At 63.1% G+C, this 23,383-nt stretch carries 24 protein-coding genes and 2 pseudogenes; 14 read left to right on the top strand and 12 right to left on the bottom strand.

Annotated elements, in window-relative coordinates:
- Positions 1-12 precede the first annotated feature (12 nt).
- The 4 genes and pseudogenes from CI15_RS09860 to CI15_RS09875 all read left to right on the top strand — a co-directional run bounded on the left by CI15_RS09860 (position 13) and on the right by CI15_RS09875 (position 3,735).
- Entirely contained in the window at positions 13-1,188 is a 1,176-nt protein-coding gene (locus CI15_RS09860; RefSeq protein ID WP_062127038.1) for an ABC transporter substrate-binding protein, read from the top strand.
- Between the two features lie 375 nt (positions 1,189-1,563).
- The gene (locus tag CI15_RS37645; RefSeq protein WP_241495826.1) at positions 1,564-1,803 is read left to right on the top strand and encodes a DUF302 domain-containing protein; all 240 of its coding nucleotides are present in this window, start codon (positions 1,564-1,566) and stop codon (positions 1,801-1,803) included.
- 75 nt (positions 1,804-1,878) lie between these two features.
- Positions 1,879-2,875 (top strand): annotated as a pseudogene (locus CI15_RS09870) (zinc-dependent alcohol dehydrogenase family protein).
- Between the two features lie 89 nt (positions 2,876-2,964).
- Positions 2,965-3,735 carry a ParA family protein gene (locus tag CI15_RS09875; protein WP_062127043.1) on the top strand — a complete coding sequence of 257 codons (771 nt, stop codon included), beginning with the start codon at positions 2,965-2,967 and terminating at the stop codon, positions 3,733-3,735.
- A gap of 6 nt (positions 3,736-3,741) precedes the next feature.
- Here CI15_RS09875 and CI15_RS09880 read toward each other — a convergent pair whose 3' ends face one another.
- The 6 genes from CI15_RS09880 to CI15_RS09905 all read right to left on the bottom strand — a co-directional run bounded on the left by CI15_RS09880 (position 3,742) and on the right by CI15_RS09905 (position 9,238).
- Entirely contained in the window at positions 3,742-4,506 is a 765-nt protein-coding gene (locus CI15_RS09880; protein ID WP_062127046.1) for a bestrophin-like domain, read from the bottom strand.
- 55 nt (positions 4,507-4,561) lie between these two features.
- Positions 4,562-5,245 carry a class I SAM-dependent methyltransferase gene (locus CI15_RS09885; protein ID WP_174543216.1) on the bottom strand — a complete coding sequence of 228 codons (684 nt, stop codon included), beginning with the start codon at positions 5,243-5,245 and terminating at the stop codon, positions 4,562-4,564.
- A 22-nt stretch (positions 5,246-5,267) separates the two neighbouring features.
- On the bottom strand, positions 5,268-6,011 hold the full coding sequence (locus CI15_RS09890) for an amino acid ABC transporter ATP-binding protein (RefSeq protein ID WP_062127049.1): 744 nt from the start codon (positions 6,009-6,011) through the stop codon (positions 5,268-5,270).
- A gap of 13 nt (positions 6,012-6,024) precedes the next feature.
- The gene (locus CI15_RS09895; protein ID WP_062127051.1) at positions 6,025-7,164 is read right to left on the bottom strand and encodes an amino acid ABC transporter permease; all 1,140 of its coding nucleotides are present in this window, start codon (positions 7,162-7,164) and stop codon (positions 6,025-6,027) included.
- Between the two features lie 28 nt (positions 7,165-7,192).
- Positions 7,193-8,068, bottom strand: a complete 876-nt coding sequence (locus tag CI15_RS09900) for an ABC transporter substrate-binding protein (RefSeq protein WP_241495821.1) — start codon at positions 8,066-8,068, stop codon at positions 7,193-7,195.
- Between the two features lie 102 nt (positions 8,069-8,170).
- Positions 8,171-9,238, bottom strand: a complete 1,068-nt coding sequence (locus CI15_RS09905) for a TauD/TfdA family dioxygenase (protein ID WP_062127057.1) — start codon at positions 9,236-9,238, stop codon at positions 8,171-8,173.
- A 396-nt stretch (positions 9,239-9,634) separates the two neighbouring features.
- Here CI15_RS09905 and CI15_RS09910 point away from each other — a divergent pair, with 396 nt between their 5' ends.
- Positions 9,635-9,895, top strand: coding sequence for a hypothetical protein (locus tag CI15_RS09910; RefSeq protein WP_062127059.1), 261 nt, complete (start codon positions 9,635-9,637; stop codon positions 9,893-9,895).
- 12 nt (positions 9,896-9,907) lie between these two features.
- Here the strand turns inward: CI15_RS09910 and CI15_RS09915 are convergent, their stop codons facing one another.
- The 6 genes from CI15_RS09915 to CI15_RS09940 form a co-directional block, all read right to left on the bottom strand.
- The gene (locus CI15_RS09915; RefSeq protein WP_062127217.1) at positions 9,908-11,059 is read right to left on the bottom strand and encodes a Gfo/Idh/MocA family protein; all 1,152 of its coding nucleotides are present in this window, start codon (positions 11,057-11,059) and stop codon (positions 9,908-9,910) included.
- 45 nt (positions 11,060-11,104) lie between these two features.
- Positions 11,105-12,154: a sugar phosphate isomerase/epimerase family protein gene (locus tag CI15_RS09920; protein WP_062127062.1), complete on the bottom strand. Its 1,050-nt coding sequence runs from the start codon at positions 12,152-12,154 to the stop codon at positions 11,105-11,107.
- Positions 12,155-12,218: 64 nt separating this feature from the next.
- Positions 12,219-13,181 carry a substrate-binding domain-containing protein gene (locus tag CI15_RS09925; protein WP_062127065.1) on the bottom strand — a complete coding sequence of 321 codons (963 nt, stop codon included), beginning with the start codon at positions 13,179-13,181 and terminating at the stop codon, positions 12,219-12,221.
- Between the two features lie 133 nt (positions 13,182-13,314).
- A complete protein-coding gene (locus CI15_RS09930) occupies positions 13,315-14,328 on the bottom strand; it encodes an ABC transporter permease (protein WP_062127068.1) in 1,014 nt (337 codons plus the stop codon).
- The gene (locus CI15_RS09935; RefSeq protein WP_062127071.1) at positions 14,309-15,796 is read right to left on the bottom strand and encodes a sugar ABC transporter ATP-binding protein; all 1,488 of its coding nucleotides are present in this window, start codon (positions 15,794-15,796) and stop codon (positions 14,309-14,311) included. Before CI15_RS09935 ends, CI15_RS09930 begins: the two co-directional genes overlap by 20 nt.
- A gap of 3 nt (positions 15,797-15,799) precedes the next feature.
- Positions 15,800-16,888: a LacI family DNA-binding transcriptional regulator gene (locus CI15_RS09940; RefSeq protein WP_062127074.1), complete on the bottom strand. Its 1,089-nt coding sequence runs from the start codon at positions 16,886-16,888 to the stop codon at positions 15,800-15,802.
- A 300-nt stretch (positions 16,889-17,188) separates the two neighbouring features.
- Between CI15_RS09940 and CI15_RS09945 the strand changes: the two genes are divergently transcribed.
- From CI15_RS09945 to CI15_RS37655, 9 genes and pseudogenes are all read left to right on the top strand, one after another.
- Positions 17,189-17,842 carry a protein-L-isoaspartate O-methyltransferase family protein gene (locus tag CI15_RS09945; RefSeq protein ID WP_062127076.1) on the top strand — a complete coding sequence of 218 codons (654 nt, stop codon included), beginning with the start codon at positions 17,189-17,191 and terminating at the stop codon, positions 17,840-17,842.
- An 89-nt stretch (positions 17,843-17,931) separates the two neighbouring features.
- Positions 17,932-18,255, top strand: coding sequence for a rhodanese-like domain-containing protein (locus CI15_RS09950; protein WP_013338436.1), 324 nt, complete (start codon positions 17,932-17,934; stop codon positions 18,253-18,255).
- A 232-nt stretch (positions 18,256-18,487) separates the two neighbouring features.
- A complete protein-coding gene (locus CI15_RS09955; RefSeq protein WP_062127080.1) occupies positions 18,488-19,279 on the top strand; it encodes a hypothetical protein in 792 nt (263 codons plus the stop codon).
- Positions 19,269-19,715 carry a DUF4279 domain-containing protein gene (locus tag CI15_RS09960; protein WP_062127083.1) on the top strand — a complete coding sequence of 149 codons (447 nt, stop codon included), beginning with the start codon at positions 19,269-19,271 and terminating at the stop codon, positions 19,713-19,715. The genes CI15_RS09955 and CI15_RS09960 overlap by 11 nt, the downstream gene beginning before the upstream one ends.
- A gap of 86 nt (positions 19,716-19,801) precedes the next feature.
- On the top strand, positions 19,802-20,110 hold the full coding sequence (locus CI15_RS09965) for a hypothetical protein (protein WP_062127088.1): 309 nt from the start codon (positions 19,802-19,804) through the stop codon (positions 20,108-20,110).
- Between the two features lie 334 nt (positions 20,111-20,444).
- Entirely contained in the window at positions 20,445-20,729 is a 285-nt protein-coding gene (locus CI15_RS37140; RefSeq protein WP_062127091.1) for a hypothetical protein, read from the top strand.
- 341 nt (positions 20,730-21,070) lie between these two features.
- Positions 21,071-21,902: pseudogene (locus CI15_RS09975) on the top strand (RNase A-like domain-containing protein).
- Positions 21,903-21,914: 12 nt separating this feature from the next.
- Positions 21,915-22,199: a contact-dependent growth inhibition system immunity protein gene (locus CI15_RS09980; protein ID WP_062127094.1), complete on the top strand. Its 285-nt coding sequence runs from the start codon at positions 21,915-21,917 to the stop codon at positions 22,197-22,199.
- Between the two features lie 552 nt (positions 22,200-22,751).
- Complete coding sequence (locus CI15_RS37655; protein ID WP_241495822.1) at positions 22,752-23,372, top strand: hypothetical protein; 621 nt, start codon at positions 22,752-22,754, stop codon at positions 23,370-23,372.
- The last annotated feature ends 11 nt before the right edge of the window (positions 23,373-23,383 follow it).

Consider the following 23,383-nt stretch of genomic DNA (forward strand, 5'->3'; position numbering starts at 1 on the left):
GGAGACCCCTTGATGAAGTCGCATAACAATAAGGTCGGCCACACGCTAGGCCGCCTCGCGGCCGCCGCCGGCGCGCTGCTCGTCGCCGGCGCCGCGCACGCCGACCTCAAGGTCGGCATCGATCTGTCGAACACCGGGCCCGCCGCCGTGATCGGCATCACGAGCAAGAACGCGATGCTGATGTGGCCGCAGACGATCGCCGGCCAGAAAGCCGACTACATCTTCCTCGACGACGCGTCCGATCCCGGCAACGCCGTGCGCAACATCCGCAAGCTGATCAACGAGGACCACGTCGACGTGATCGTCGGCCCGAACATCACGCCGGCCGCCATGGCCGCGCTCGATCCGGTCGCCGAAAGCCAGACGCCGATGATCACGCTGATCGGCTCGGCGAGCGTCGTCGAACCGCAGGAAGGCAAGAAGATCTGGGCCTACAAGATGGCGCAGACCGATAGCGCGATGGCCGACGTGATGACGCGCTACATGTCGAACCACAACGTGAAGACGGTCGGCTTCATCGGTTTCGCGGACGGCTACGGCGAAAGCTGGCTCAACGAGTTCAGCAAGTTCGCGGCGCTGCGCCATATTCAGCTCGTCGCGACCGAGCGCTACAACCGCACCGACGCGAGCGTGACCGGCCAGATCCTCAAGCTGATGGCCGCGAAACCCGACGCGATCCTGATCGCCGGCGCGGGCACGCCGACGGTCCTGCCGCAGCGCACGCTGATCGAGCGCGGCTACAAGGGAGCGATCTATCAGACGCATGGCATCGCGACGCCGGAGTTCATCAAGCTCGGCGGCAAAGACGTGGAAGGCACGCTGTTCCCGACCCAGCCGGTCGTCGTCGCGCGCACGCTGCCGGCCGATCATCCGTCGAAGAAGGCCGCGCTCGCGTTCGTCGATGCGTACGAGGCCAAGTACGGCCCCGGCAGCGTCACGCAGTTCGCGGGCGATGCGGCCGGCGTCTATCCGCGCCTGCAGGACGCCGTTGCACGTGCGCTGAAGACGGCGCAGCCGGGCACGCCGGCGTTTCGCGTCGCGTTGCGCGACGAACTCGAGCACGCGCATGAGCTGGTGGTGCCGAACGGGGTCGTCAATACGAGCCCGAAGGATCACGTCGGCCTCGATCAGCGAGCGAGCGTGATGGGCATCATCAAGGATGGCAAGTTCGTCTATCTGAGCCAGTAAGGCGGGCATCGGAGCGTCGCTGAGGCGCTCCTGACGGCGGCTTCGCGGATCGAAGCCGCCGCTCGTCGAGCAGGCGCACCCTCCGCTCATATCCGCTTCCGTCCGCCTTTCGGTAGAACTTCTCTCACGGCAGCGCGGCGCGCTCGACCACGCCGCGCCGGCGAGCGCCTACACTGCAGTGGTCCGCCTGACCGTGGAGGGATGATGACCACCGCTTCGATTGCAGAGAACGCCGGCACAGGCATCGTCACCGTTGCCAGCGGCCATTCTGGCGACGCGACCGCCGAGCGTCTTCAAACCTTGATTCTCGAGCGAGGGCTGACGCTTTTCGCGCGCATCGATTTCAGCGGCGACGCCGAGCGCGCCGGACTGGCGATGCCGTTCAGCCGACTCCTGATCTTCGGCAATCCCAAAGCCGGCACGCCGCTGATGCAACTCGCGCCGACCGCCGCGCTCGATCTGCCTCTCAAGGTGCTGGTCTGGGAGGACGCGAACGGCCGCGCATGGCTTTCGTTCAACTCGACCGACTATCTTCGCGAGCGGCACGGTCTGCCGGACGATCTGATGAAACCGGTGAGCGGCGTGGCCGCGCTCGTGGATGCGGCCGCACGGTAGCGCGTCGAACGAAGCAGAGCACCGACAGCCCGCTTCGACTGATTCAATTGACGTCAGCAGCACGAGGAGACCGCCATGTCCATGCACGCTCTGGTGCTCAGCCAATCCAACGGCCCACTCGAATTCACGACACTGCCCCGCCCGGAACCCGCTGCCGGGCAGGTCCTCGTGCGCATCGCCGCGAGTGGCCTCAATCCGCTCGACATCAAGATCCGCGCAGGCCAGGCCGGGCACGCGCAGCATCCGCTGCCGCTCGTGCTCGGTATCGACCTCGCGGGCACCGTGGTGGAACTCGGCGATGGCGTCAGCGGCTTCGCGATCGGCGACAAGGTCTATGGCATGACCGGCGGGGTCGGCGGCATTCAGGGCTCGCTCGCGCAGTACGCGGCGGTCGATGCCGCTCTGCTCGCCCATGTCCCGTCCAATCTGTCGATGCGCGAGGCGGCCGCGTTGCCGCTCGCGTTCGTCACGTCGTATGCGGGTATCGTCGATCGCGCGCAGCTGCGAGGCGGGACCAAGGTGCTGGTCCAGGGAGGCGCGGGCGGCGTCGGTCACACCGCCGTGCAACTGGCGCGCGCTCGGCGCCGACGTGTATGCAACCGCGAGCGCACATCATGCCGAACTGGTGCGCCGGCTCGGCGCGACGCCGATCGACTACCGCGCGCGGACGGTCGAACAGTATGTAATGGAGTTGACCGCCGGAGAAGGCTTCGATCTGGTCGTCGATACGGTAGGCGGTGCTTCGCTCGATGCGTCGTTTGCGGCGGTCCGGCACTTTGGGCATGTGGTCAGCGCGCTTGGCTGGGGAACGCATGCGCTTGCACCGCTTTCGTTTCGTGAAGCCAGCTATTCAGGCATCTTCACGCTGTATCCGTTGCTGACGGGTCGGAATCGCGCGCATCTTGGCGAGATGATGCGCGAAGCGACGCGGCTCGTGGAGAGCGGCGCGCTCGCGCCCGTGGTCGATCGGACGCGGTTCGATCTACACAGCGCGGACGAGGCTTACAAGCTCGTCGCCAGCGGGACGGCACAGGTGAAGGTCGTGGTCGACGTGGACACCGGGCAACACTGACCCGCGCTGGAACACCGTCGAAATCTTTGTCGTCACCCGACTCAGGTATGCTGGGCGCTTTTGTAACCGCTTCCGTTCAAGGGGAGACCATGCGGCGCGTTGTATTCAATCAGAAAGGTGGCGTAGGCAAATCGACCATCGTCTGCAACCTGGCGGCGATCAGCGCGAGCGAAGGGCTGCGCACGCTGGTGATCGACCTCGACGCCCAGGCGAACTCGACCCAGTACCTGCTCGGCGCACAGGCCAACGAGGTCAACCCCACCGTCGCCGGCTTCTTCGAAACCGCGCTCGGCTTCAGCTTCAAACCCGTGGAAGCCACCACGTTCATTCATCCGACGCGCTTCGAGAATCTCGACGTGATGCCCGCGCATGCCGACCTCGACACGCTGCACGGCAAGCTCGAATCGCGCTACAAGATCTACAAGCTGCGCGACGCGCTGAACGAACTCGACATGTATGACGCCGTCTACATCGACACGCCGCCCGCATTGAACTTCTACACCCGCTCGGCGCTGATTGCCGTCGAGCGTTGCCTGATCCCGTTCGACTGCGACGACTTTTCGCGTCGCGCGCTTTACACGCTGCTCGAAAACGTGAAGGAGATCCAGCAGGATCACAATCACGCGCTGGAGGTGGAAGGCATCGTCATCAACCAGTTCCAGCCTCGCGCGAGCCTGCCGCAGAAGCTCGTCGACGAACTGATCAGCGAAGGCTTGCCGGTGCTCGGCTCGCGGTTGTCGTCATCGGTGAAGATCCGTGAGTCGCATCAGCTGGCGACCCCCGTCATTCATCTCGATCCGGGACACAAGCTGGCTCAGGAGTATCGGGCGTTGCATCGGGAGCTGAGCGGGCAGGCCTGAGAGACGTCACTTGTCCAGCGACCTCAGCAGCCGCGCGAGATTTTGCGGCTGGATATGAATGACACCGCCTCGCGGACTGTCGATGTCCGCGATCAGCGCGAGCGATAGCGCGACCGACACGGGCAGGACGATCATGAATACGGCTCGTCGAACGTTGCTTTTCGCGCCATATCCGTGTACGACGCACGCCAATAGTCCGATCACGATCATCAGCGCCCATGCGCCTAGCGGAATCCGGTTCACGAGCGCCGCCTCGGAATAGTCTTGCGAGTTGAGTACGTCGTTCATGCCGGTCATCACGGCGGCGCCGATCGGCGTCGGCTGGTCCTTCGCTACCTGCACCGCCAGGCGCCATAGTTCGGCTTGAGACTTGCCGGTGTCCTGCCCGATGCGATCAAGTGCCTGCGCATCGCGCGTCAGGTAATGGGCGACCCTCAATTGCGTGTAATGAACCAGTTCAGTCTTCATCTGCGTGCTGATGGGCGCCGCGACCACATCGGCCCTGACGTACTCGGTGCCGATAGCGTTCGCTTCGTTTTCCTCCAGATTCTTGCGCTGGTCGTAGCGATTGACCGCCATCGACAGATTGAAGCCGATCAGCAACGCCAGCAACGTCAAGGTCGAAGTCTGCACGAGGTTGAAGTCGTCGCGCTCCTCACTCTGAAGCGCGAAAACGCGCCGAAGCACAATTGCGCCAAAAGCGATCGCCCCGGCGAACGCGACGAGCAGTACCACGAACAGGACGGATGGATAGTCGACGAACGCTTGCATGCAATGCCTCCGTTTTCGGACACCTCGGCAAGACGCGGTAGCCTGCTTCGCCCGGTCAGCCCGCCGCCTGCGCGCGAAAAATCACCGAAGCCGGTTTGCCGGTGCGCGGATGCAGAGGTTCACGCATTTCGCGTAGTAACAGCCCGCTCGCTCGCAGCAGGTCGATCCACGTCTGCAAGGTCCGGAAGTACCACGGCGGCGCATCGCTGAATGCGTCGCCGAACCCCGCCCACGAACCCGCCCGCCAACCGTCGACGTACGGCAAGTCACCACAGGCGACCAGCGGATGCAGCGTCTGCACGACGAGACTTCCGCCTGGCGTGAGCAGCGTCGGCGTCGCGCGCAGCAGTGCGTCGACCGACTCCTTGCCCAGCAGCGAAAAATTGCAGACGACGACGTCGGCGCGCACGTCGAGCCGGCCTGCCGCGATCTCTTCATACGACAGCGTTCTCGCGTCGATCACACCGGCATCGGTCGCGGCACGCACCAGTTCGGCAATCACGTCCACCGCGGTCACATCGATGCCGCGCTGCTGCAGCGCGAGCGCGAGCCAGCCTTCTCCGCAGCCCAGATCGAGGACGCTGGCCGGGTTGCAGGCCAGTACCGCATCGAGCACGGCCTGATCGGTGACAAGGCGCCGGCTTTCGATTTCACCAGCGCGCACCGCGTGCTTCCACGGCGACGCGTTGCGCTGCCAGGCGTCGATGATCTGGGTGTCGCTGAGCGGTTCGATGGTCATCGGTCGTTGCCGCCGCGGTTCGTTAGATCCGTTTCGCCTCGCGAATGCTGCGCAGGAATGCGCGGGTCCTGTCGCGCACAGGATCGCCGAAAATCTGTTCCGGCGGCCCTTCTTCGTACACCGCGCCGTCGCACAGAAAACACACCTTGGTTGAAACTTCGCGCGCGAAACCCATTTCGTGCGTAGCGAGCAGCATCGTCATGCCCTCGCTCGCGAGATCGCGCACGATGTTCAGCACTTCGGAGACGAGCTCGGGATCCAGCGCGGAAGTGATTTCGTCGAGCAACAGCACCATCGGGTCCATCGCCAGCGCGCGGACGATCGCCACGCGCTGCTGCTGGCCGCCCGATAACCGGTCCGGAAACTCCTTCGCCTTGTGCGCGAGTCCGACGCGCTTGAGCAAAGTCATCGCGCGTTCCTCGGCCTCGTCCTTGCGCTGCTTCAATACGCGCACCGGCGCGAGCGTCACGTTATCGAGAACGCTCATATGCGGGAACAGGTTGTAGCCCTGAAACACGATGCCGATGTCGCGGCGCAACGCGTCCACATCGACGCCGGGCCCCGTGATGCGATCGCCGTGGACCCGAATCTCGCCGTCGTCGATCAGCTCCAGGCCGTTGATACAGCGCAGCAGCGTCGACTTGCCCGAACCCGACGGACCGATCAGGCACACGACGTCGTGTTCGTCGACCGTCATCGCGAGACGCTTGATGACCGGCACGTCGCCGTACGATTTCGAAATGTCGCGAATGTCGATGAACGACATGGAATCGCCTCCTTCAGGCTTCGCCGGCACGCATACGCGCACGGTCGCGCCGCATCATCCGCTCCACGAATCTCGTTTGCGGAATCGACACGACGATGAACAGCAGGGCCACCGTGGTGACGGCGGAGAGATTGTAGTAATTCGACGCGATCAACATCGACTGATTGAACGAATCGATCACCCCGACCACCGACACCAGCGCCGTATCTTTCTGCAACGAGATGAAGGAATTGAGCAGCGGCGGAATGATCTGCCGGATCCCCTGCGGAACGATGACGAAACGCAGCGTCTGAAAATGCGACAAGCCGAGCGAACGGGCCGCGGCGGTCTGGCTCCAGTGGATGCTCAGGATCCCGGCGCGGTAGATCTCCGCGACGTAGGCGCCCACCGTCAGCGTCAACGCGACCACGACGAAGATCGTCAGCGACAGATCCTTCAGCACCGGAATGCCGGTCAGGGGAATGCCGAAGCCGACCAGATAGATCACCAGCACCGCGGGCACGGCGCGGAAGATATCGACGTAGGCGGTGGCGATCAGCCGAACCGGCTTGCCGGCGATGCCCGGCGCGAACATCGCGAGCGCAACGATCAAGCCCCAGATCAGGACGAGGATCTCCGCGACGATCGAGATCTTCACGTTCATCCAGAAGGCCGCGAGCACCAGGGGGAACGTCTTGACCATCAGCGGGACCAGGAAGAACGTCTTGGCCACCGCCTGGTGGTTCACCAGAAAGAACTGCAACACGAGGATCACGACCAGCTGCGCCAAGGCATAGCCCAACGCGATAAAACACTGGTCCCTCGCACCCGAGCGGGCACCTCGCGCTTGCGCGAGATCCCGCCGCGCAGCCGCATCACGGATACGGCTGCTCCAGCGGAAGGCTCGTGCGAGCGGCAGCACGATCGCGACCGAGAGCAGCGCGAGAAGCGCGGCAATCGGGTTGATCCATGCGCCGCCGAACTGAGCGGCCACCAGGGAAGCCCGCATGACCGCAATCGTGTACCAGCTCCCCGACACGACGACGACCACCGCCACGATCGTTGCAAGCAGCAATGAGGTCGGCACGCGCGGCATGCCGCCCATCTTCAACCGACGGCCGTTGCCCGCAGGGCCCGGTATCACGTCACCCGTCTGTCGCGTTGCATTGCTCATGGTGTGGACTCGCCTGGTTTGGACGCGATCAAGGGTTCAGGATCGGCAGCTTGGTGGGATCCGAGCCGAGTTCCGGCGTCAGATACCGGGCGCTCAGCTTGTCCAGCGTGCCGTCCTTCTTCATTCCGGCGATCAGCTGGTCGAACGCTGCGAGATTGGGCGAATCCTTGTTGACGAGGCCGCCCCATTTTTCGCCGGTGTCGAAGCGGCCGACCACTTCCAGCGCGCCATTCGAATTCTTCGCGCGCAACAGCACGTTCGGCGTGTCGTAGATTACGGCATCGACCTGTCCCGCGGCCAGCGCGGTGTACATCGACGGCGGATCGTTGAATACCTTCGGCTGCTCGGCGGGTTTCACCTTTTCGACGATGTAATCGTAAGCCGTAGTGCCTCGTTCGACCGCATAGCGCAGGCTGCCGAGATTCTTCTTGTCGACCTTGGTGCCGGCCTTGACCAGAATGCCTTGATCAGAATTGAAGTACGGCTCGGTGAAATTCACGACCTGCTTGCGCGGCTCGGTGATCGTCACTTCGCTCAGCGCGATATCGAAGCCCTGCGACTGTCCGGTCAGGATCTGCTGAAAGGACCGGTTCACCAGAATCACCCGGTCGAGCCCCGCGCGATACGCCATGTTCGCGGCCATGCAGTACTCGAAGCCGTCCTTGATGGTGTCGGGCGAATCGCCGTTCCACCAGCCGGGTACACCGAGAACCGGCCGTACCGACAGGGCACCGGGCACGACTGTCGTCAGTTTGACCGAGCCCTTTTGTCCGCTGACCTCACATTTGCCGAAGTCCGGCGCGGCCATTGCCGTGACGGCGACGGTACTCAACGCGACGGAAACCGCCGCCCGTTGAAGCCACGTTGTGCGTTTTCTTGCGGCGAGCATGCTGTTTTGAGTCACGTTTTTCTCCTCATGAGTGGGGTCTTGCTAGTTCAGCGAGCGACTACACGCTTTGATGCGTCGCCCGGTACCGCGGTGGCGGGAGTTGGAGACCCGTCGCCCTTAGCTCATGCACGGCGTCGCCGGCTGCGCAATGCCGCCGTGAGGCATGCCGCCGGACACGTCGCCCCACAGGATCGCGTGATCCTCGGGCAGCGCACGCGAGTTCGGCACCGATAGCCAGAGCCTCATCAGCATCCGGTCCTGGCCCGTGGTCGCATCGTCCGTGAAGGCCGTACGCCCGTGATAGATCACGTGGTTGTTCAGCAACTGGATATCGCCAGGCGCGAATCGCATCTCGAAACACTGCTCCTGCGCCAATTGGAGAAGCAGCCGCAGCGCTTCGTGCTCGGCATCGCTCAGACGGCGCACGCTCGGCAGCAGTTGCGCGTTCTCGATGTACGTCAGCGAAAAGTGACTGGTGAGCTTGCCGTCGCGCACGCCGAAAACCGGCAGATCGTAGCTCACGTACTGGCCGCCGGCCTCTTCGCCGAACCGGCTGCGCGGAATCGGCCGGCACAGCAGCGCGTGCAGATCGGGACGGCGCCGCAGCATTTCGTTGTACACGGTCGCGCTGCTGGCGAGCTTGCTCACGCCGCCTTCCGACGCTTGACGCACGCACAGCAGACCGACCACGTCGCAGCGGTCCGTATGAAAACGCAGCTCGCCGGGCGACAGCGTGCGCGCGCCCGAGGACAGAAATTCCTTGCCCGATGAGTCGACCGTCGCGCCGTAGAGCTTCGCGCCGACGCCCGCGCCTTCGTCCTTGATCTCCCGCATCAGTTCGCCGCGGCGGTTCTGAAACATCGGCGTGCCGAGATGACGGCCCAACGCGTACCAGATGCGGCGCAGTTGCTGCTGGTCATAGCGGCTCACATCGAGGCCACGGATTTTCACCATGCCCGAGCCGTTCTCCAGTTCCTCGCGCACGTCGTCGAAAAACGCCGCGGCGCCCGGCAGCGGAAAGTTGTCGCGGGTGATTTCCGTCCAGTCGAGGTCGCTCGACCGGTCGACGGCGGCGTCGATCTCCTGTAGCACCGCGGCGGGAAACTCCTTGACCCAGCGAGGGTTGGCATACATCTCGACACCGTTCCACACACACGCGCCCTGCAGATAATCGGCGGAAGACATGGGTTCTCCAAAGTAATTGGGAGTTGGCAGTGCTGCAATTCGGCGGAGGGAAGCCTGATCCCGTATCGGAATGACAAGGCTGAGGTGATCGCCGCGGCGGCGCCCGCTATCCGCCCCTTTCCGACTTGTCTGTACAAGTTATTCGACGGAAAAAAGGACGACAATCAGGGCAACTGCTTATGCATAACGTGATGGCATTGTAGTCACGTTCTCATAGCAAGGGAATCCGCCAAAAGTGGAAGCGGCGGTGAAGGGTGTCGACCGGAAGACAGGTTTGACCAACAAGGCAGGCGGGGCGAGCAGATGGCGCGGGACGGGGACGGACCACCCTGACCACACCCCACCAAAATTGTTAAAGTAGCGGTCTCCCTCCCTTTCGCAACCCGCAGTCCCACCATGCGCACCACCCGAGCCATTCACGCCGTCGAGCGCCTGAAAACGCGCAGCGGCAACCCGCGCTTTGCCGCGATCAGTCTGTCCGGCGGCCTGTTCTACCTGGTCGACAAATCGAGCGGCGTCGACAAGAAAGTCTCCGATCCGCTCACGCTCGACGACTTCGTCAAGTTCGTCGATGCCTACGGCCCGCAGAAGCCGCGCAAGGCCAGCAAGCTCGATATCGCATTCGAAGCCCAGATCAAAAAGAGCAAAGGCGGCTGAAGTTTCAGCCTGTCACGTCCCTTCGATGTCCACCCACCGCCCATCCGCCGCACTGCTTTTCAGCACGGCCTCGATGAAGCGCAAACCGTCGACACCATCGTCCACCGTCGTCAACAACAGGCTCTCCGCTGGCGCCGCCCGGCCTTCGTTCAGCGCATCGATCTGCAAGGCCGCATCCTCGTACAACTGCGCGAACGCTTCCAGATAGCCTTCCGGATGGCCAGCCGGCACGCGCGTCGCATGCGCGGCGACCGGGCTCGCCACGCGAGCGCGCGTCAGGCGTTCGGCAGCGCCGCCCAACGGCGTGAACCACAAGACGTTCGGCTCCTCCTGATCGAACGCGAGCCCCGCCTTCGTGCCATACACGCGCAAGCGCAGCGCGTTCTCCGCGCCGCTCGCCACCTGGCTCGCCCACAACATGCCGCGCGCGCCGTTCGCATAGCGCAGCATCGCCTGCACGTGATCGTCGATACGACGCCCCGGCACGAACGTGTGCAACTCCGCCGACAACGCCCGCGGCATCATCCCCGTCACGAAAGCGGCCAGGTGATACGCATGCGTGCCGATATCGCCGAGGCACCCGGCCGGCCCCGCCAACGCCGGATCGGTGCGCCAGCCCGCCTGCTTGTTCGCGCCGCCGGTTTCGACCGGCTCGGCGAGCCAGTCCTGCGCATATTCGACCTGCACGACACGTAGCTCGCCAAGCTCGCCACGTTCGACCAGCTCCCGTGCATGGCGCACGAGCGGATAGCCCGAATACGTATGGGTCAACGCAAACAGCCGCTTTTTCGAATGCGCGAGCTTCGCGAGCGCTTCGCCTTCGGCGAGCGAGACCGCGAGCGGCTTGTCGCAGATCACGTGAATGCCCGCTTCGAGAAACGCCGTCGCGACTGGCGCATGCAGATGATTCGGCGTGACGATCGCGACCGCGTCGATGCCATCGTCGCGCGCGGCCTCGGCACGCGCCATCTCGCGCCAGTCCGCGTAACTGCGCGCGATGCCCGCCTCGAGAGCGCTCGCCCGCGCGCGCTCGGGATCGGACGACAACGCGCCCGCCACCAGTTCGAAGCGATCGTCGAGCCGCGCCGCGATCCGGTGCACCGCGCCGATGAACGCCCCCTGCCCGCCGCCGACCATGCCCAGCCTGAGCCTTCTTCGTTGCATCGCTTGCGCTCCCATGTTGTTGGCGCGACTGCCGCTACGCGACGGTCAGATGCCCAGCACGCTCTTCAACTGCGCGGTATCGACACCGCTGCCCGCGAAGTCATCGAAGGCATGCTCGGCCACGCGAATGATGTGACGGCGAATGAACTCCGCGCCCTCGCGCGCGCCGTCGTGCGGATGCTTCAACGCGCATTCCCATTCGAGCACGGCCCAGCCCGGAAAATCGAACTGCGCCATCTTCGAGAAGATCGCGCCGAAGTCGATCTGCCCATCACCGAGCGAGCGAAACCGCCCCGCGCGTTCGACCCAGCCGCTATACCCGCCGTACACGCCTTGCTTGCCGGTCGGCCGGAACTCGGCGTCCTTCACATGAAATGCCTTGATGCGCGCGTGATAGATATCGATGAACGCGAGGTAGTCGAGTTGCTGCAGCACGAAATGGCTCGGGTCATACAGGATGTTCGCGCGCGGATGCTGTTTGACCGCCGCGAGAAAGCGCTCGAACGTCACGCCGTCGTGCAGGTCTTCGCCCGGGTGCAGTTCGTAGCAGACGTCGACGCCCGCCGCGTCGAACGCATCGAGAATCGGTGTCCAGCGGCGCGCGAGTTCGTCGAACGCGGCCTCGACGAGACCGGCCGGCCGCTGCGGCCACGGATACAGATACGGCCACGCGAGCGCCCCCGAAAACGACACGTGCGCGCTCAGTCCCAAACGACGCGACGCCTGCGCGGCGAGCTTCATCTGCGCGATCGCCCACTCGGTGCGCGCCGCCGGATCGCCGCGCACGTGCGGCGCGGCGAAGCCGTCGAAGAGCGTGTCGTAAGCCGGATGCACGGCGACCAGTTGCCCTTGCAGATGCGTCGATAGCTCGGTGATCGCGACGCCCGCGTTGTCGGCGATCTCGCGCAGTTCGTCGCAATACGCGTCGCTCGTGGCCGCTTTCTCGAGATCGATCAGGCGCGGGTCACAGGGCACCTGGATGCCCTTGAAGCCGAGACCCGCGGCCCACTCCGCGAGATGCGGGAGGTTGTCGAACGGCACGTCGTCGCCCATGAACTGCGCGAGAAAAATCGCCGGCCCTTTGATGGTTTTCATCGTACGTTCCTCGAACTTTGCGCGCGGGCCGCGCCCGCGCGCCAGACGATGCTGACGGCGCCGCTCAGAACGGCGAGTCCGGGAAATAGAACTGCTGGGCATTTTCCTTCGTGATCAGCACCGACGGAATGATCGTCGTGGGCGGCAACTTGTCGCCCTTGAGCCGTGCTTCGGCGGTCAGCTTGATCGCGTCGTAGATGAATTTCGGCGAGTACGACACGTCGGCCTTGATCATCGGCGCGCCGTCCATCACGTTCTTCACCATGCCCTTCGAGCCCGCGCCGCCGAACACGATCTTGATGTCGCTGCGCTTGGCCTGATCGATCGCTTTCAGCACGCCGACCGCCATGTCGTCGTCGGCGGCCCACACGGCGTCGATGTGCTTGAAGCGCGTCAGGTAGTCCTGCATCACCTTGAACGCGTCGTCGCGATTCCAGTTCGCGTACTTCGCGTCGAGAATCTTGATGTCCGGATAGTTTTTCATCACGCCGGTGAAGGCGGTCCAGCGCTCGTTGTCGAGCGTGGTCGGAATGCCGCGCAGCGCGACGATGTTGCCCTTGCCGTCGAGTGCCTTGGCCAGATACTCGGCAGGAATCTTGCCGAATGCGGTGTTGTCGCCGGCCACGTAGGCATCCTGCGCGCTCGTGTTCGTCAGGCCGCGATCGACGACCGTCACGTACACGCCCTTGCGCTTGACCTGCTCGACGGGCTGCGTCAGCGTCGCCGATTCGTACGGGAAGATCACGAGCGCGTTGATCTTGTTGACCGTCACCAGATCCTGCAACTGGTTCGCCTGTTCGGGCGCATTGGCCGCGGTTTTGACGATCACCTTCAGATCGGGATGCGCCTTCTCGAGATCCTCCTTCGCCTTGTTCGCCCACCAGACGATGCCGCCGGTGAAGCCGTGATCGGCCGTCGGAATCGCGACGCCCAGCGTGACCTTGTCGTCGGCGCGCGCCGCTCCGGTCGTGCCCAGCATCCCCAACGCCAGCACGCCGGCGCCGATCGCTCGAATGACTTGCTTCATGGTGTGTGTCTCCAATCATGAGGCGTTCGCTCGCCCCGATTTTTCGGACCTGCCGTTGGTTTACCGCGCCTGCCTTGCTGCCCTGCCTTACTACGTTCCCTGCACCGCGTCACGACCTTTTTGGCGTGCCCGGCTAGCGCCGCCCACGCTGCACGAACGCGACGAAAATAATCACGACGCCCTGCACCGCCGCGTTCAGATACACGCTGATGATGCTGGTCAGGTTCAGGATGTTCGCGATCACCGAGAGCAGGATCGCGCCGATCACGGTGCCGATCACGCGTCCCTCGCCGCCTTTGAGCGCCGTGCCGCCGACCACCACCGACGCGATCGCTTCGAGCTCCCACAACAGACCCGTGGTGGGCGTGGCCGATCCGAGACGCGGCACGTAGAGCACCGTGGCCACGCCCACGCAAATCCCGAGCAGCACATAGGTGACGATCTTCACGGTATCGACGCGAATCGCCGCATAGCGCGCAACCTGCTCGTTCGAGCCGATCGCCTGCACGTGCCGGCCGAACGCGGTGCGATTGAGGATCAGCGCGCCACCCGCCGCGACCACGAGGAACACCCAGATCGGCACCGGCACGCCGAACAGGCTCGCGTAATAGACGGGGCCATACAGATTGGATAAGGAATCGTTGAGCGTGAGCGCGCCGCCATCGGCGAGCCACGTCAGCACCGCACGAAAGATGCCGAGCGTGCCGAGCGTGACGATGAATGGCTCGATACGTCCCTTGGTGATCAGCAACCCGTGCGCGCAGCCGAACAGCGCACCGAGCACGAGCGCCGCGACGATCCCGATCGTCACGATCAGGAGCGGCGGCAACGCATGACCCGCCGCGCCCGCCGCGAGCCCGTTCATCAGCCAGATCATGATGCCCGCGATCAACGCGGCCATCGAGCCGACCGACAGATCGATGCCGCCCGAGATGATCACGAAGGTCATGCCGACCGCGATGATGCCGATGAACGAGGTGCGCGTGAGCACGTTCATCAGGTTGTCGAGCGTCGCGAAGTCGTGATTGAGCAGCGTGCCGACGATACAAAGCAGAATCAGCCCGGCGAGCGGCCCGAGCGTGTAGAGCCGCTGCGCGACGCGCAATGCGCGGCGTGATTGCACGGCTTCAGTGGGTGCCGGTCGCATGAGCGATCAACTCCTCTTCGGTCAGATGCTCGAGCGTCAGCGTGGCTTGCAGGCGTCCCGCGCGCATCACGGCGACGCGATGGCACAAGCCGATCAGCTCGACCAGTTCGGATGAAATGACGATCACCGCGCGGCCCTGCGCGGCGAGCCGATGAATCAGGAAGTAGATGTCGCGCTTCGCGCCGACGTCGACGCCGCGCGTCGGCTCGTCGAGCACGATCACGTTCGGCTCGGGCTGCAGGAACTTCGCGAGCGCGAGCTTCTGCTGGTTGCCGCCCGATAGCATGCGCGCGCGGCCCGACAGGTCGCCCGTGCGGATGCCGAATTCACCGACGGCCTTCTGCAAAGCCGCGCGCCCCGCTTTCAGATCGAGCAGCGGGTGCGCGTAGCGTTCCAGCGTCATCAGCGTGACGTTGTCCTGCAGGCTCAGGTTGACGTGCAGGCCTTTGCCCTTGCGGTCCTCGCTCAGATACGTGAGACCGTGGCGCATCGCGTCGCGCGGGCTCTTCAGATCGACCGGGCCGCCCGCGATTTCGATGCTGCCGCCGGTGCGTTTGCGCAGGCCGATGATCGCCTCGAACGCCTCGGTGCGGCCCGCGCCGACGAGGCCCGCGAAACCGAGCACCTCGCCCGCGCGCACCTCGAAGCTCAGATCCTCGACCCAGTCGGGCACCGTGAGGCCGCTCACGCGCAACGCGATCGGTGTGTCGGCGGGTACCGTGAGCTTGTCGGGGAACATGTCGGACACGTCGCGGCCGACCATCAGATTCGCCATCTGCTGACGCGCGAGCCCCGCTGTCGCGCCGCGCGCGACGAAGCGGCCATCGCGCATCACGATCACTTCGTCGGTGATGCGCTCGACTTCATCGAGCTTGTGCGAGATGTAGACGATCGTCACGCCATCGGCCTTGAGCTTCAGCATCAGCGCGAAGAGCCGTTCGGTTTCGGCGGGCGTGAGGGTCGCGGTCGGTTCGTCCATGATCAGCAGACGCGCGCGCCGCGACAGCGCCTTCGCGATCTCGACCATCTGCTTCTCCGCGACGATCAGCTCGCGCACCTTGGTGTCAGGCGCGCGCTCGAGCCCGACCTGCGCGAGATAGCGTGCGGCCTCGCTGCGCATCAAGGCATCGTCGACCAACCAGCCGCGGCGCTTCTCGTGGCCGAGGTACATGTTCTGCGCGATCGTCAGATGCTCGGCGAGGTTGAACTCCTGGTGGATCAGCACGATCCCCTGCGCCTCGGCGTCGCGCGAACCGGCGAAGCGCTGCGCGTGACCGTCGACCAGAATGCTGCCCGAGGTTGCCGTCTCGTAACCGGCGAGGATTTTCATCAGCGTCGACTTGCCCGCGCCGTTCTCGCCGAGCAGACCGTAGATGCGGCCCGGCGCGAGGTCGAAGCTCACGCCGTGCAGCACGCGCACGGGCCCGAAGTCCTTGCGGATGTCGTCGAAGCGGATCGCGAGGCTCATGGCTCACGCACTCCCGCGAATTACGAGACGATGCGGCAGCAGCACGCCCGGCACGTTGGCCTGCGGATTCGCGAGGCGCTGCAGCAGCAGACGCGCGGCGGTTTCGCCGAGCTCGCGCATCGGCTGCGCGATCGTCGTGAGCGGCGGATCGATCTGCGCGGCGAGCGAGATGTCGTCGAAGCCGGCCACGGCGACGTCGTCGGGCACGCGCTTGCCGACGCTGCGCAAGCCGTGGATCACGCCGATCGCGAGCGTGTCCGACACCGCGAAAATCGCGCTCGGCGCATCCGGCTGCTGCATCAACCCGGCCGCGGCCGAGGCGCCCGCTTCGTAGTCGAGGCTGTTCAGATTCATGCGCCAGCGCGGATCGGGCGCGATGCCGGCGTCGCTCAGCGCATCGAGGTAGCCCTGCTGGCGCTGGCGCGCATACAGATAGTCGACGTCGGAATTGATCAGGCCGATGCGCCGGTGGCCGCGCGCGAGCAGATGCCGCACGGCATCGCCCGCCGCGCGGTAGTTGTCGATGCCGACGTAGGGCACGCCCATCTCCGGATCGAACTCGCAGCAAGCGACCCACGGCAGCGCCTGCGACGCTTCGCCGAGCGCCTGCTGGATCGTCGCCGGATCGAGGCAGATCGCACCGTCCGCTCGACGGCGGCGCAGCATGTCGAAGTAGCTGCGCTCGCGCCCAGGGTCCGCGCCGGTGTCGCACAGCAGCATGAAATAGCCGTGCTGACGCGCGACGCTGTCGATGCCGCGCACGATCTCCGCGTAAAACGGATTGCCGAAGTCCGGCACCATCGTCAGCAGCAAACGGCTCTCGGCGGTGCGCAGATTGCGCGCGAGTTCGTTGACCCGGTAGCCGCTTGCGTCGATCGCGGCGAGCACCTTCTCGCGCGTGGCCGGCCGCACGTTCTCGTGGCCGTTCAGCACGCGCGACACCGTCGCGACCGACACGCCCGCCTGCTCGGCCACGCCGCCAATCGACGGCCCATCGCCCGCGCGCGCCGACCGCCTCGGCGATTGAGGTCGAGATTGACTGCCCGCGCCGGATACCACGGGCGACGACGATCGGGAAGGCGTTCGGGACACGCGACCTCGCTGCGAAAATGTAATCGATTACATTTTTTGGCGATGGCGATGCGAATCGCAAGGACCGATCACTAGGGATTAACACGGGGGCCGCCGGGCCTCGCGCGTGCCCGCGAGCGTCCGAGGCAAGTCCGCCATTTGGTACAATCCCGCAGTTCCCCTGATGCGGCTTGCAATGCGAACGCCTTGCCCCGAAGCCGCGGCCGCCGGCAATCCGTCAGTTCCGCGCTGGCGCCGGGTCAGGACAACCGTCAGCGGCAGCCGCTGCCCGCTCGCCAAACCAAAACCGCCGAATCCACCATGAACATCGAGCAAGCGCGTTTCAACATGATCGAACAGCAGATCCGCCCCTGGGAAGTGCTCGACCAGGACGTGCTGAATCTGCTGTCGATCGTCAAACGTGAGAATTTCGTCCCCGCCGCTTACCGCGACCTCGCATTCGTCGACTTCGAAGTGCCGCTGCCGGCCGGCCAGCATATGCTGGCGCCGCGCGTCGAGGCGCGCGTGCTGCAGGAGCTGGCGGTGAAGAAGCACGAAAGCGTGCTCGAAATCGGCGCGGGCTCGGGTTACATGGCGGCGCTGCTCGCGCACCGCGCGCAACACGTGCTGACGGTCGACATCGAACCGGAACTGGCCGAGCTCGCGAAGAACAACCTGATCGCCAACGGCGTGCTGAACGCCGAAGTCGCGACCGGCGACGCCGCGCGCGGCTGGAGCGGCGCGGCGCCGTACGACGTGATCTGCGTGTCGGGTGGTCTGCCGGTGCTGCCGCAGGAAATCCTCGAACAGCTGAAGGTCGGCGGCCGTCTCGCGGCGTTCGTCGGCAGCGCGCCGGTGATGAAGGCGCAAATCATCACGCGCATCGACGAGAAGCAATTCCGTATCGCCGATGTGTTCGAAACGTACATCGAGCCGCTCGCCAACGCGGTGCAGCCGGCGCGCTTCAAGTTCTGAGCGGCGTTTTTTCGCTGCGCCTCGAACTGTATTGTTGATCCGGACGGACGGCGCAGCCGCCGCCGTCCCCTGAACTGGATGTGCTTCTGATGCAAAACCTGACCGCTCCGGCACTCGCCGAATGGCTCGCCGATACCTCGCGCCCCGCCCCCGTGCTGCTCGACGTGCGCGAGCCCTGGGAACTGCAAACGGCTTCGATGCCCGGCATCGTGTCGATTCCGATGCGCGAGATTCCAGCGCGTAGCGAAGAGCTCGACGACGATGCGCAGATCGTCTGCATCTGCCATCACGGCGCGCGCAGCGCGCAGGTCGCGATGTTCCTCGAATCGCGCGGACACACCAACGTGTTCAATCTGCAGGGCGGCATCGACGCGTGGTCGCGTCAGGTAGATCCGTCGGTTCCGACTTATTGAGATTTAGCGCGCGGTAGCGCGTTGAAGCGGCGCAAGGGCTGATGGTCCTTGCGCCGTTTTTCTTTTGGGCTGCCGCAAAAGCCGGAGTGGTTGGGAAGACTCCGCAAGATCGAGGCTCGCAAACGTCGCCACGATTTTGGGCCGTCGCCCATGTACGGACGACGCGTCGCACGGTAATTATCTGATTGCTGTTAACTCCGGCAGCGACTTCAGATAGATCGTCGAAATACCTATGTCCCGGTCCGTATTCGAGATGCACTCCGTGGAGCTGTTCTGTCACAGGCCGCTGGGTGCCTGTTATGTAATCTGCGACGAATGGCACTACAAGGCGTGCCTCGGAAAGGCCGCGGACCTTCACAAGGCCAGGGCAGAGACCCGGGAATTTCTGGGTATGGCCGCACTGAATCAGAGGAAGTGGCAGGAAGACCTGACGCTGGTCAGGCGTCTCATTGATCGTAGAGTGCTGGCGTTTCATGGTGTGCGAAACTGGAACCCCGACACCGATGGCTGGTGGATCATCAAAGCGCTTCTCGACGATGTGCGCAGAGGCGCCCGGCTTGCCATTAAAGGCCCTCGTGCTGACCTGTTTCCACCGCCCCACAGCACGCCGTTGGGAAATCTCGCGGCGAGGGCCGTCGGGTTCCCGAACGGCGAACCCATGCTGTCCGGTCGGAATGAGCCGGCCACCCGGCAAACTGGGCTGATCGCCGCACGCGCGGCCATGGATGGTAGCGACCTGGCCGACGATGGGCGCACCTCAACACTGCCTCGTGACGCGCAGCCGTTTGCGTACATTCCGGACGCTGTAAGTGGTAAGGCTGAAGAGCTGGCAGCCAGCACGAACAATCCACGCTTCGCAGCCAAAATGCTTGGCTACGATTACAAGACGTTCGGGACGATGTTGCATAAGTTCAAGGACAGAAATGGACTTGGACCGGCGGATAACAGCATCTTTCACGACAATGGCGACGTGGAATTCAAGGGCCGAATATTTGAAGACAGTATTCACGACTATGCACCCTGACCAAACTTCAACATCAGATGCGAGCGCGGACGCCGGAGCATATGCGTCTTTCTTAATAACCGGAGATGCCGTCTCACCGGAATTCTGGACCAAGTACTTTCAGGTATCCCCTGACACGACAATCGTCAAAGGAAAGTCGTTTACTCTCCCGTCCGGAAAATCCAGTAAGGCCGTCGGGACAACAGGTCTCTGGGGGGTAAGCAGTGAATTGAGCGTGCAAAGCGATTTGCTGGAGCCGCACTTCCGGTATCTCATAGCTCGCCTTGGTCTGCCCCGCGAAGGTCTGCCGGATCTTGTGCGACGGAACGGCGCCAAGATTCGGTTTTCCTGTTTCTGGTTCAACCCCTCCGGAAATCGGGTGCCCGACGTGCCGGACGACATTCGCGCGATGATGGAAGCGATGGGTGGAACAATCGAGATTGACGAATATCGGTAGCCCACCGTCCAGGATGACCCAAGAGGAAAGTCATCGAACAGGACGAATCGTTTCACGACTGGTACCTGCTCGGCAGAGCCGCAGACATGGACAAAGAGGTAGTCGAACTTCACCTGATGTTCGACAACAAGAAAGACCGTGTACGGCTGTCGTTTGGCGGGGCCACCCGATGCTGGGTCAACGACTTTCTGATACAGAACATCATTGACGCAATCAAGGTACTGACGGATTTCAATTCGGACGCGGACCGCAAGGCACTCGCTTTGCTGGACAAGACTTACTCCTGGGGGAAAGGGAAGCCGTTGAAAAACATTGCAGTTGTTGAGGCCTCACTAGGCGCTGAATTGCTTATAGAGTTTGATTCCCTTGAAGTAGAACCCGAACCATCGGTTTAGGATACAGGGCAAACGGAAAGCCGATCTTCGCGAGTCGGCTTTTTTGTGCCTGCGCCGCTCCCCTCCCGCAGCGCTATCTCTCTCATCACTCCCGTCCCGAAGATCTCCTCGATCTGCGTCGCCTCAACAATCAGCGGCGTCGAGAACGCGAGAAGATCGCCGCTATAGCGCGCCTTCTCGTAAAGCTCTGTTGCGCGGTCACGAAAGCGAGCGGGAATTTTGGGCCAGCGCCCATATACGGACAACCTGTCGCACGGTGACTATCTGATCGCTGCCGATCCGGGCAGCGACCTCAAATAGATCGTCGGCACACCTGTGTCGTTGTGTATTCGAGATGCACTCCGTAGAGCTGTTCTGCCAGAGACCGCTGGGTGCCAGTTATGTAATCTGCGGCGAATGGCACTACAAGGCGTGCCTCGGAAAGGCCGCAGACCTTCAGAAGGCCATCGAGCTGATAGTGGAACGGCTGCGCATCGCCGAGCAGTGTTGTGGCGAGCCCATCGTCGGCAAGGTTATGCCGAACGGCGACGCGATGGAATTGGCTGGTAGCGAAGGAAGGCCGCGCAACAATTTCGCGCAGAAGAACGGACCAACGACGTTGCCAGAATATTGCTCCTGACTTCCGATCAGGCCCAGCAGCTTCACTATGAACCTGGCAGCGAGCCTCCAATGGGATTTCACGAGATCATGGAACGAGCCAAAGACATGTTCAATCTGTGGTGACACCAGACAGTTTTATTGAGATTTAGCGCGCGGTAGCGCGTTGAAACGGCGCAAGGGCTGATGGTCCTTGCGCCGTTTTTCTTTTGGGCTCGCGCACTGACCGGAACGCTGGCGGAAATGGCGCAAGATCGACGTTTATTGACGCACCGGAAGCCAAAAATCATCCATCGCCCATTCCTTGCCCCTGTAGTCGCCTGCCAGGTTGACTGTTCCCTAACAGCTACAGAGGAATTCGGGATGTCGTATCAACAGGATTCGGACGGCGTGCGCGTGGTGCTCAGTGCCCCGCAACTCGCTGCAGTGCTCACCCGCCAGTCGATCAGCCCCACGGAAATGCTTTCTAACCGGCTATGGGGCGGCTTGCAGCTTGTGGGCGGCCTGCTGGAAATGGTCGGCGCCGGGGCGCTATGTGTGATGCCAGAACCGACGATGGCAAGCAAGGCCGGATGTATTGTGTTCGGTGCACATGGTTCTGACTCGGCAGCGGCTGGCCTGCGTCAGGTCTGGACCGGCCAGGATACCGCCACGCTGATCCAGCAGGGCACGACGAAGCTGGCCGAGGCGATGAAAGCCGATCCTGACATGGCGAACCATATCGGCCTGTCGCTCGATATGGTTGTACCGTTCGGCTTCGCGGGTTCGATCAAGGCTGCACGCGCGGCCAGTATCACAATCGGTCGGATCAGCCTCCGAATGCACGAAGCGAGAGATGGCAGCCGGATTGGAGGACACACGATCGAGAAGCACGTGGGGAAAAGCGAAGCGTGGCTCAGAGACCGCCTGAAACTCGATCCACATATCGGGGCGGCGTCGTCATTCACAGATATCAGGCTTGCAGAATGGGCAATCTCGGAAACGATGCAAGTCAACGCAACGAAAATCAAGGCGTGGGCGGCAGCGCCACGTAACGACCTGGTATTGATATCCGATGTTGGAAGGAGCGTTGGAAAGGTGGTAATCAGAAAATCAGGCGAGTATCGACCCGCGAGCCGCGGTCAGGTTGATCCTCCGCTATCAGACATACAATGGCATGCCTTACTATGTGTTGACAGCGATGCTTCTTGCCTAACATTTCACAGCCATGAACTACGGCACATACGATAATCTCGAACAGTTGCTGATGGGACGTTTCCATGAGGACTATTCGATCTATGGAAACTCAATTCCTGAACTCGTCCACTCCTACAACATGACGCCGGACGAACGGGCTGCCATGTTGGACGAGATCACCCGATTCGAGCTGGTCAATTCGGACTGCCTTGACATAGCGTTTGAGAGCCTCTTTGGGTGTGATTGCGATCCAACTCTTTGGGGCCACACAACTGCTTCCTTCCTTGATGAACTCAAGCACCTCTTGAGAGAGTAGTCCGGCTGCCGCCGCGCGTGGATGGCTTCATGCCGCCCGGCGCATACCCCACCCGCCCACTTCTGGCTTTGTGCCCGTCTTTCCCGACTGTTAGTTCGTGAGGCCTGACTGCGCCCCAAAGCACCCGATAGCCATGCGCCCTACGCTGTCTCCCTCAACACCTGCGCCACCGTCTCAAAGATCTCCTCGATCTGCGCTTCTTCGATGATCAGCGGCGGCGAGAACGCGAGAATATCGCCGGTATAGCGCGCCTTCTCGTAAAGCTCTGTTGCGCGCTCACGAAAGCGTGCGGAAATTTTGGGCCGTCGCCCATATACGGACAACCTGTCGCACGGTGATTATCAGATCGCTGCCAATCCGGGCAGCGACCTCAAATAGATCGTCGGCACACCTATGTCGTTGTCCGTATTCGAGATGCACTCCGTAGAGCTGTTCTGCCAGAGACCACTGGGTGCCTGTTATGTAATCTGCGACGAGTGGCGCTACAAGGCGTGCCTCGGAAAGGCCGCAGACCTTCACAAGGCCAAGGCAGAGACCCGGGAATTTCTGGGTATGGCCGCACTGAATCAGAGGAAGTGGCAGGAAGACCTGACGCTGGTCAGGCGTCTCATTGATCGTAAGTTGCTCGCGTTTCACGGTGTGCGAAACTGGAACCCCGACATCGATGGCTGGTGGATCATCAAAGCGCTTCTCGACGATGTGCGCAGAGGCGCCCGGCTTGCCATTAAAGGCCCTCGTGCTGACCTGTTTCCACCGCCCCACAGCACGCCGTTGAGGAATCTCGCGGCGAGGGCGGTCGGCCTTGCGAACGGCGAACCCGTGCTGCCCAGCCAGCATGATCCGGCACTCCGGCACATCCAGTTGACCGCCGCACGCCCAGCCATATATGGTGGCAACCTAACCGACGATGGGCTCGCCACAACACTGCTCGGCGATGCGCAGCCGTTCCACTATCAGCCCGATATGCCGAACGGCGACGCGATGGAATTGGCTGGTAGCGAAGGAAGGCCGCGCAACAATTTCGCGCAGAACAAACAGACCAATGACGTTGCCAGAATATTGCGCCTGACTCCCGATCAGGCCCAGCAGCTTCACTATGAACTTGGCAGCGAGCCTCCAATGGGATTTCACGAGATCATGGAACGAGCCAAAGACATGTTCAATCTGCGGTGACACCAGACAGT

The organism is Paraburkholderia monticola (genome assembly GCF_001580545.1).
Classification (GTDB): domain Bacteria; phylum Pseudomonadota; class Gammaproteobacteria; order Burkholderiales; family Burkholderiaceae; genus Paraburkholderia; species Paraburkholderia monticola.

What these genes read in the sequence shown, in the direction of transcription:
- CI15_RS09915 (WP_062127217.1), bottom strand. Translation starts at nt 11,059, where the DNA reads ATGCAACGAAGAAGGCTCAGGCTGGGCATGGTCGGCGGCGGGCAGGGG.
- CI15_RS09955 (WP_062127080.1), top strand. Translation starts at nt 18,488, where the DNA reads ATGTCCCGGTCCGTATTCGAGATGCACTCCGTGGAGCTGTTCTGTCAC.
- CI15_RS09925 (WP_062127065.1), bottom strand. Translation starts at nt 13,181, where the DNA reads ATGAAGCAAGTCATTCGAGCGATCGGCGCCGGCGTGCTGGCGTTGGGG.
- CI15_RS09890 (WP_062127049.1), bottom strand. Translation starts at nt 6,011, where the DNA reads ATGTCGTTCATCGACATTCGCGACATTTCGAAATCGTACGGCGACGTG.
- CI15_RS09965 (WP_062127088.1), top strand. Translation starts at nt 19,802, where the DNA reads ATGGACAAAGAGGTAGTCGAACTTCACCTGATGTTCGACAACAAGAAA.
- CI15_RS09980 (WP_062127094.1), top strand. Translation starts at nt 21,915, where the DNA reads ATGAACTACGGCACATACGATAATCTCGAACAGTTGCTGATGGGACGT.
- CI15_RS37655 (WP_241495822.1), top strand. Translation starts at nt 22,752, where the DNA reads ATGGCCGCACTGAATCAGAGGAAGTGGCAGGAAGACCTGACGCTGGTC.
- CI15_RS37140 (WP_062127091.1), top strand. Translation starts at nt 20,445, where the DNA reads ATGCACTCCGTAGAGCTGTTCTGCCAGAGACCGCTGGGTGCCAGTTAT.
- CI15_RS09945 (WP_062127076.1), top strand. Translation starts at nt 17,189, where the DNA reads ATGAACATCGAGCAAGCGCGTTTCAACATGATCGAACAGCAGATCCGC.
- CI15_RS09895 (WP_062127051.1), bottom strand. Translation starts at nt 7,164, where the DNA reads ATGAGCAATGCAACGCGACAGACGGGTGACGTGATACCGGGCCCTGCG.
- CI15_RS09860 (WP_062127038.1), top strand. Translation starts at nt 13, where the DNA reads ATGAAGTCGCATAACAATAAGGTCGGCCACACGCTAGGCCGCCTCGCG.
- CI15_RS37645 (WP_241495826.1), top strand. Translation starts at nt 1,564, where the DNA reads ATGCCGTTCAGCCGACTCCTGATCTTCGGCAATCCCAAAGCCGGCACG.
- CI15_RS09910 (WP_062127059.1), top strand. Translation starts at nt 9,635, where the DNA reads ATGCGCACCACCCGAGCCATTCACGCCGTCGAGCGCCTGAAAACGCGC.
- CI15_RS09885 (WP_174543216.1), bottom strand. Translation starts at nt 5,245, where the DNA reads ATGACCATCGAACCGCTCAGCGACACCCAGATCATCGACGCCTGGCAG.
- CI15_RS09875 (WP_062127043.1), top strand. Translation starts at nt 2,965, where the DNA reads ATGCGGCGCGTTGTATTCAATCAGAAAGGTGGCGTAGGCAAATCGACC.
- CI15_RS09920 (WP_062127062.1), bottom strand. Translation starts at nt 12,154, where the DNA reads ATGAAAACCATCAAAGGGCCGGCGATTTTTCTCGCGCAGTTCATGGGC.
- CI15_RS09935 (WP_062127071.1), bottom strand. Translation starts at nt 15,796, where the DNA reads ATGAGCCTCGCGATCCGCTTCGACGACATCCGCAAGGACTTCGGGCCC.
- CI15_RS09950 (WP_013338436.1), top strand. Translation starts at nt 17,932, where the DNA reads ATGCAAAACCTGACCGCTCCGGCACTCGCCGAATGGCTCGCCGATACC.
- CI15_RS09905 (WP_062127057.1), bottom strand. Translation starts at nt 9,238, where the DNA reads ATGTCTTCCGCCGATTATCTGCAGGGCGCGTGTGTGTGGAACGGTGTC.
- CI15_RS09960 (WP_062127083.1), top strand. Translation starts at nt 19,269, where the DNA reads ATGCACCCTGACCAAACTTCAACATCAGATGCGAGCGCGGACGCCGGA.
- CI15_RS09930 (WP_062127068.1), bottom strand. Translation starts at nt 14,328, where the DNA reads ATGCGACCGGCACCCACTGAAGCCGTGCAATCACGCCGCGCATTGCGC.
- CI15_RS09880 (WP_062127046.1), bottom strand. Translation starts at nt 4,506, where the DNA reads ATGCAAGCGTTCGTCGACTATCCATCCGTCCTGTTCGTGGTACTGCTC.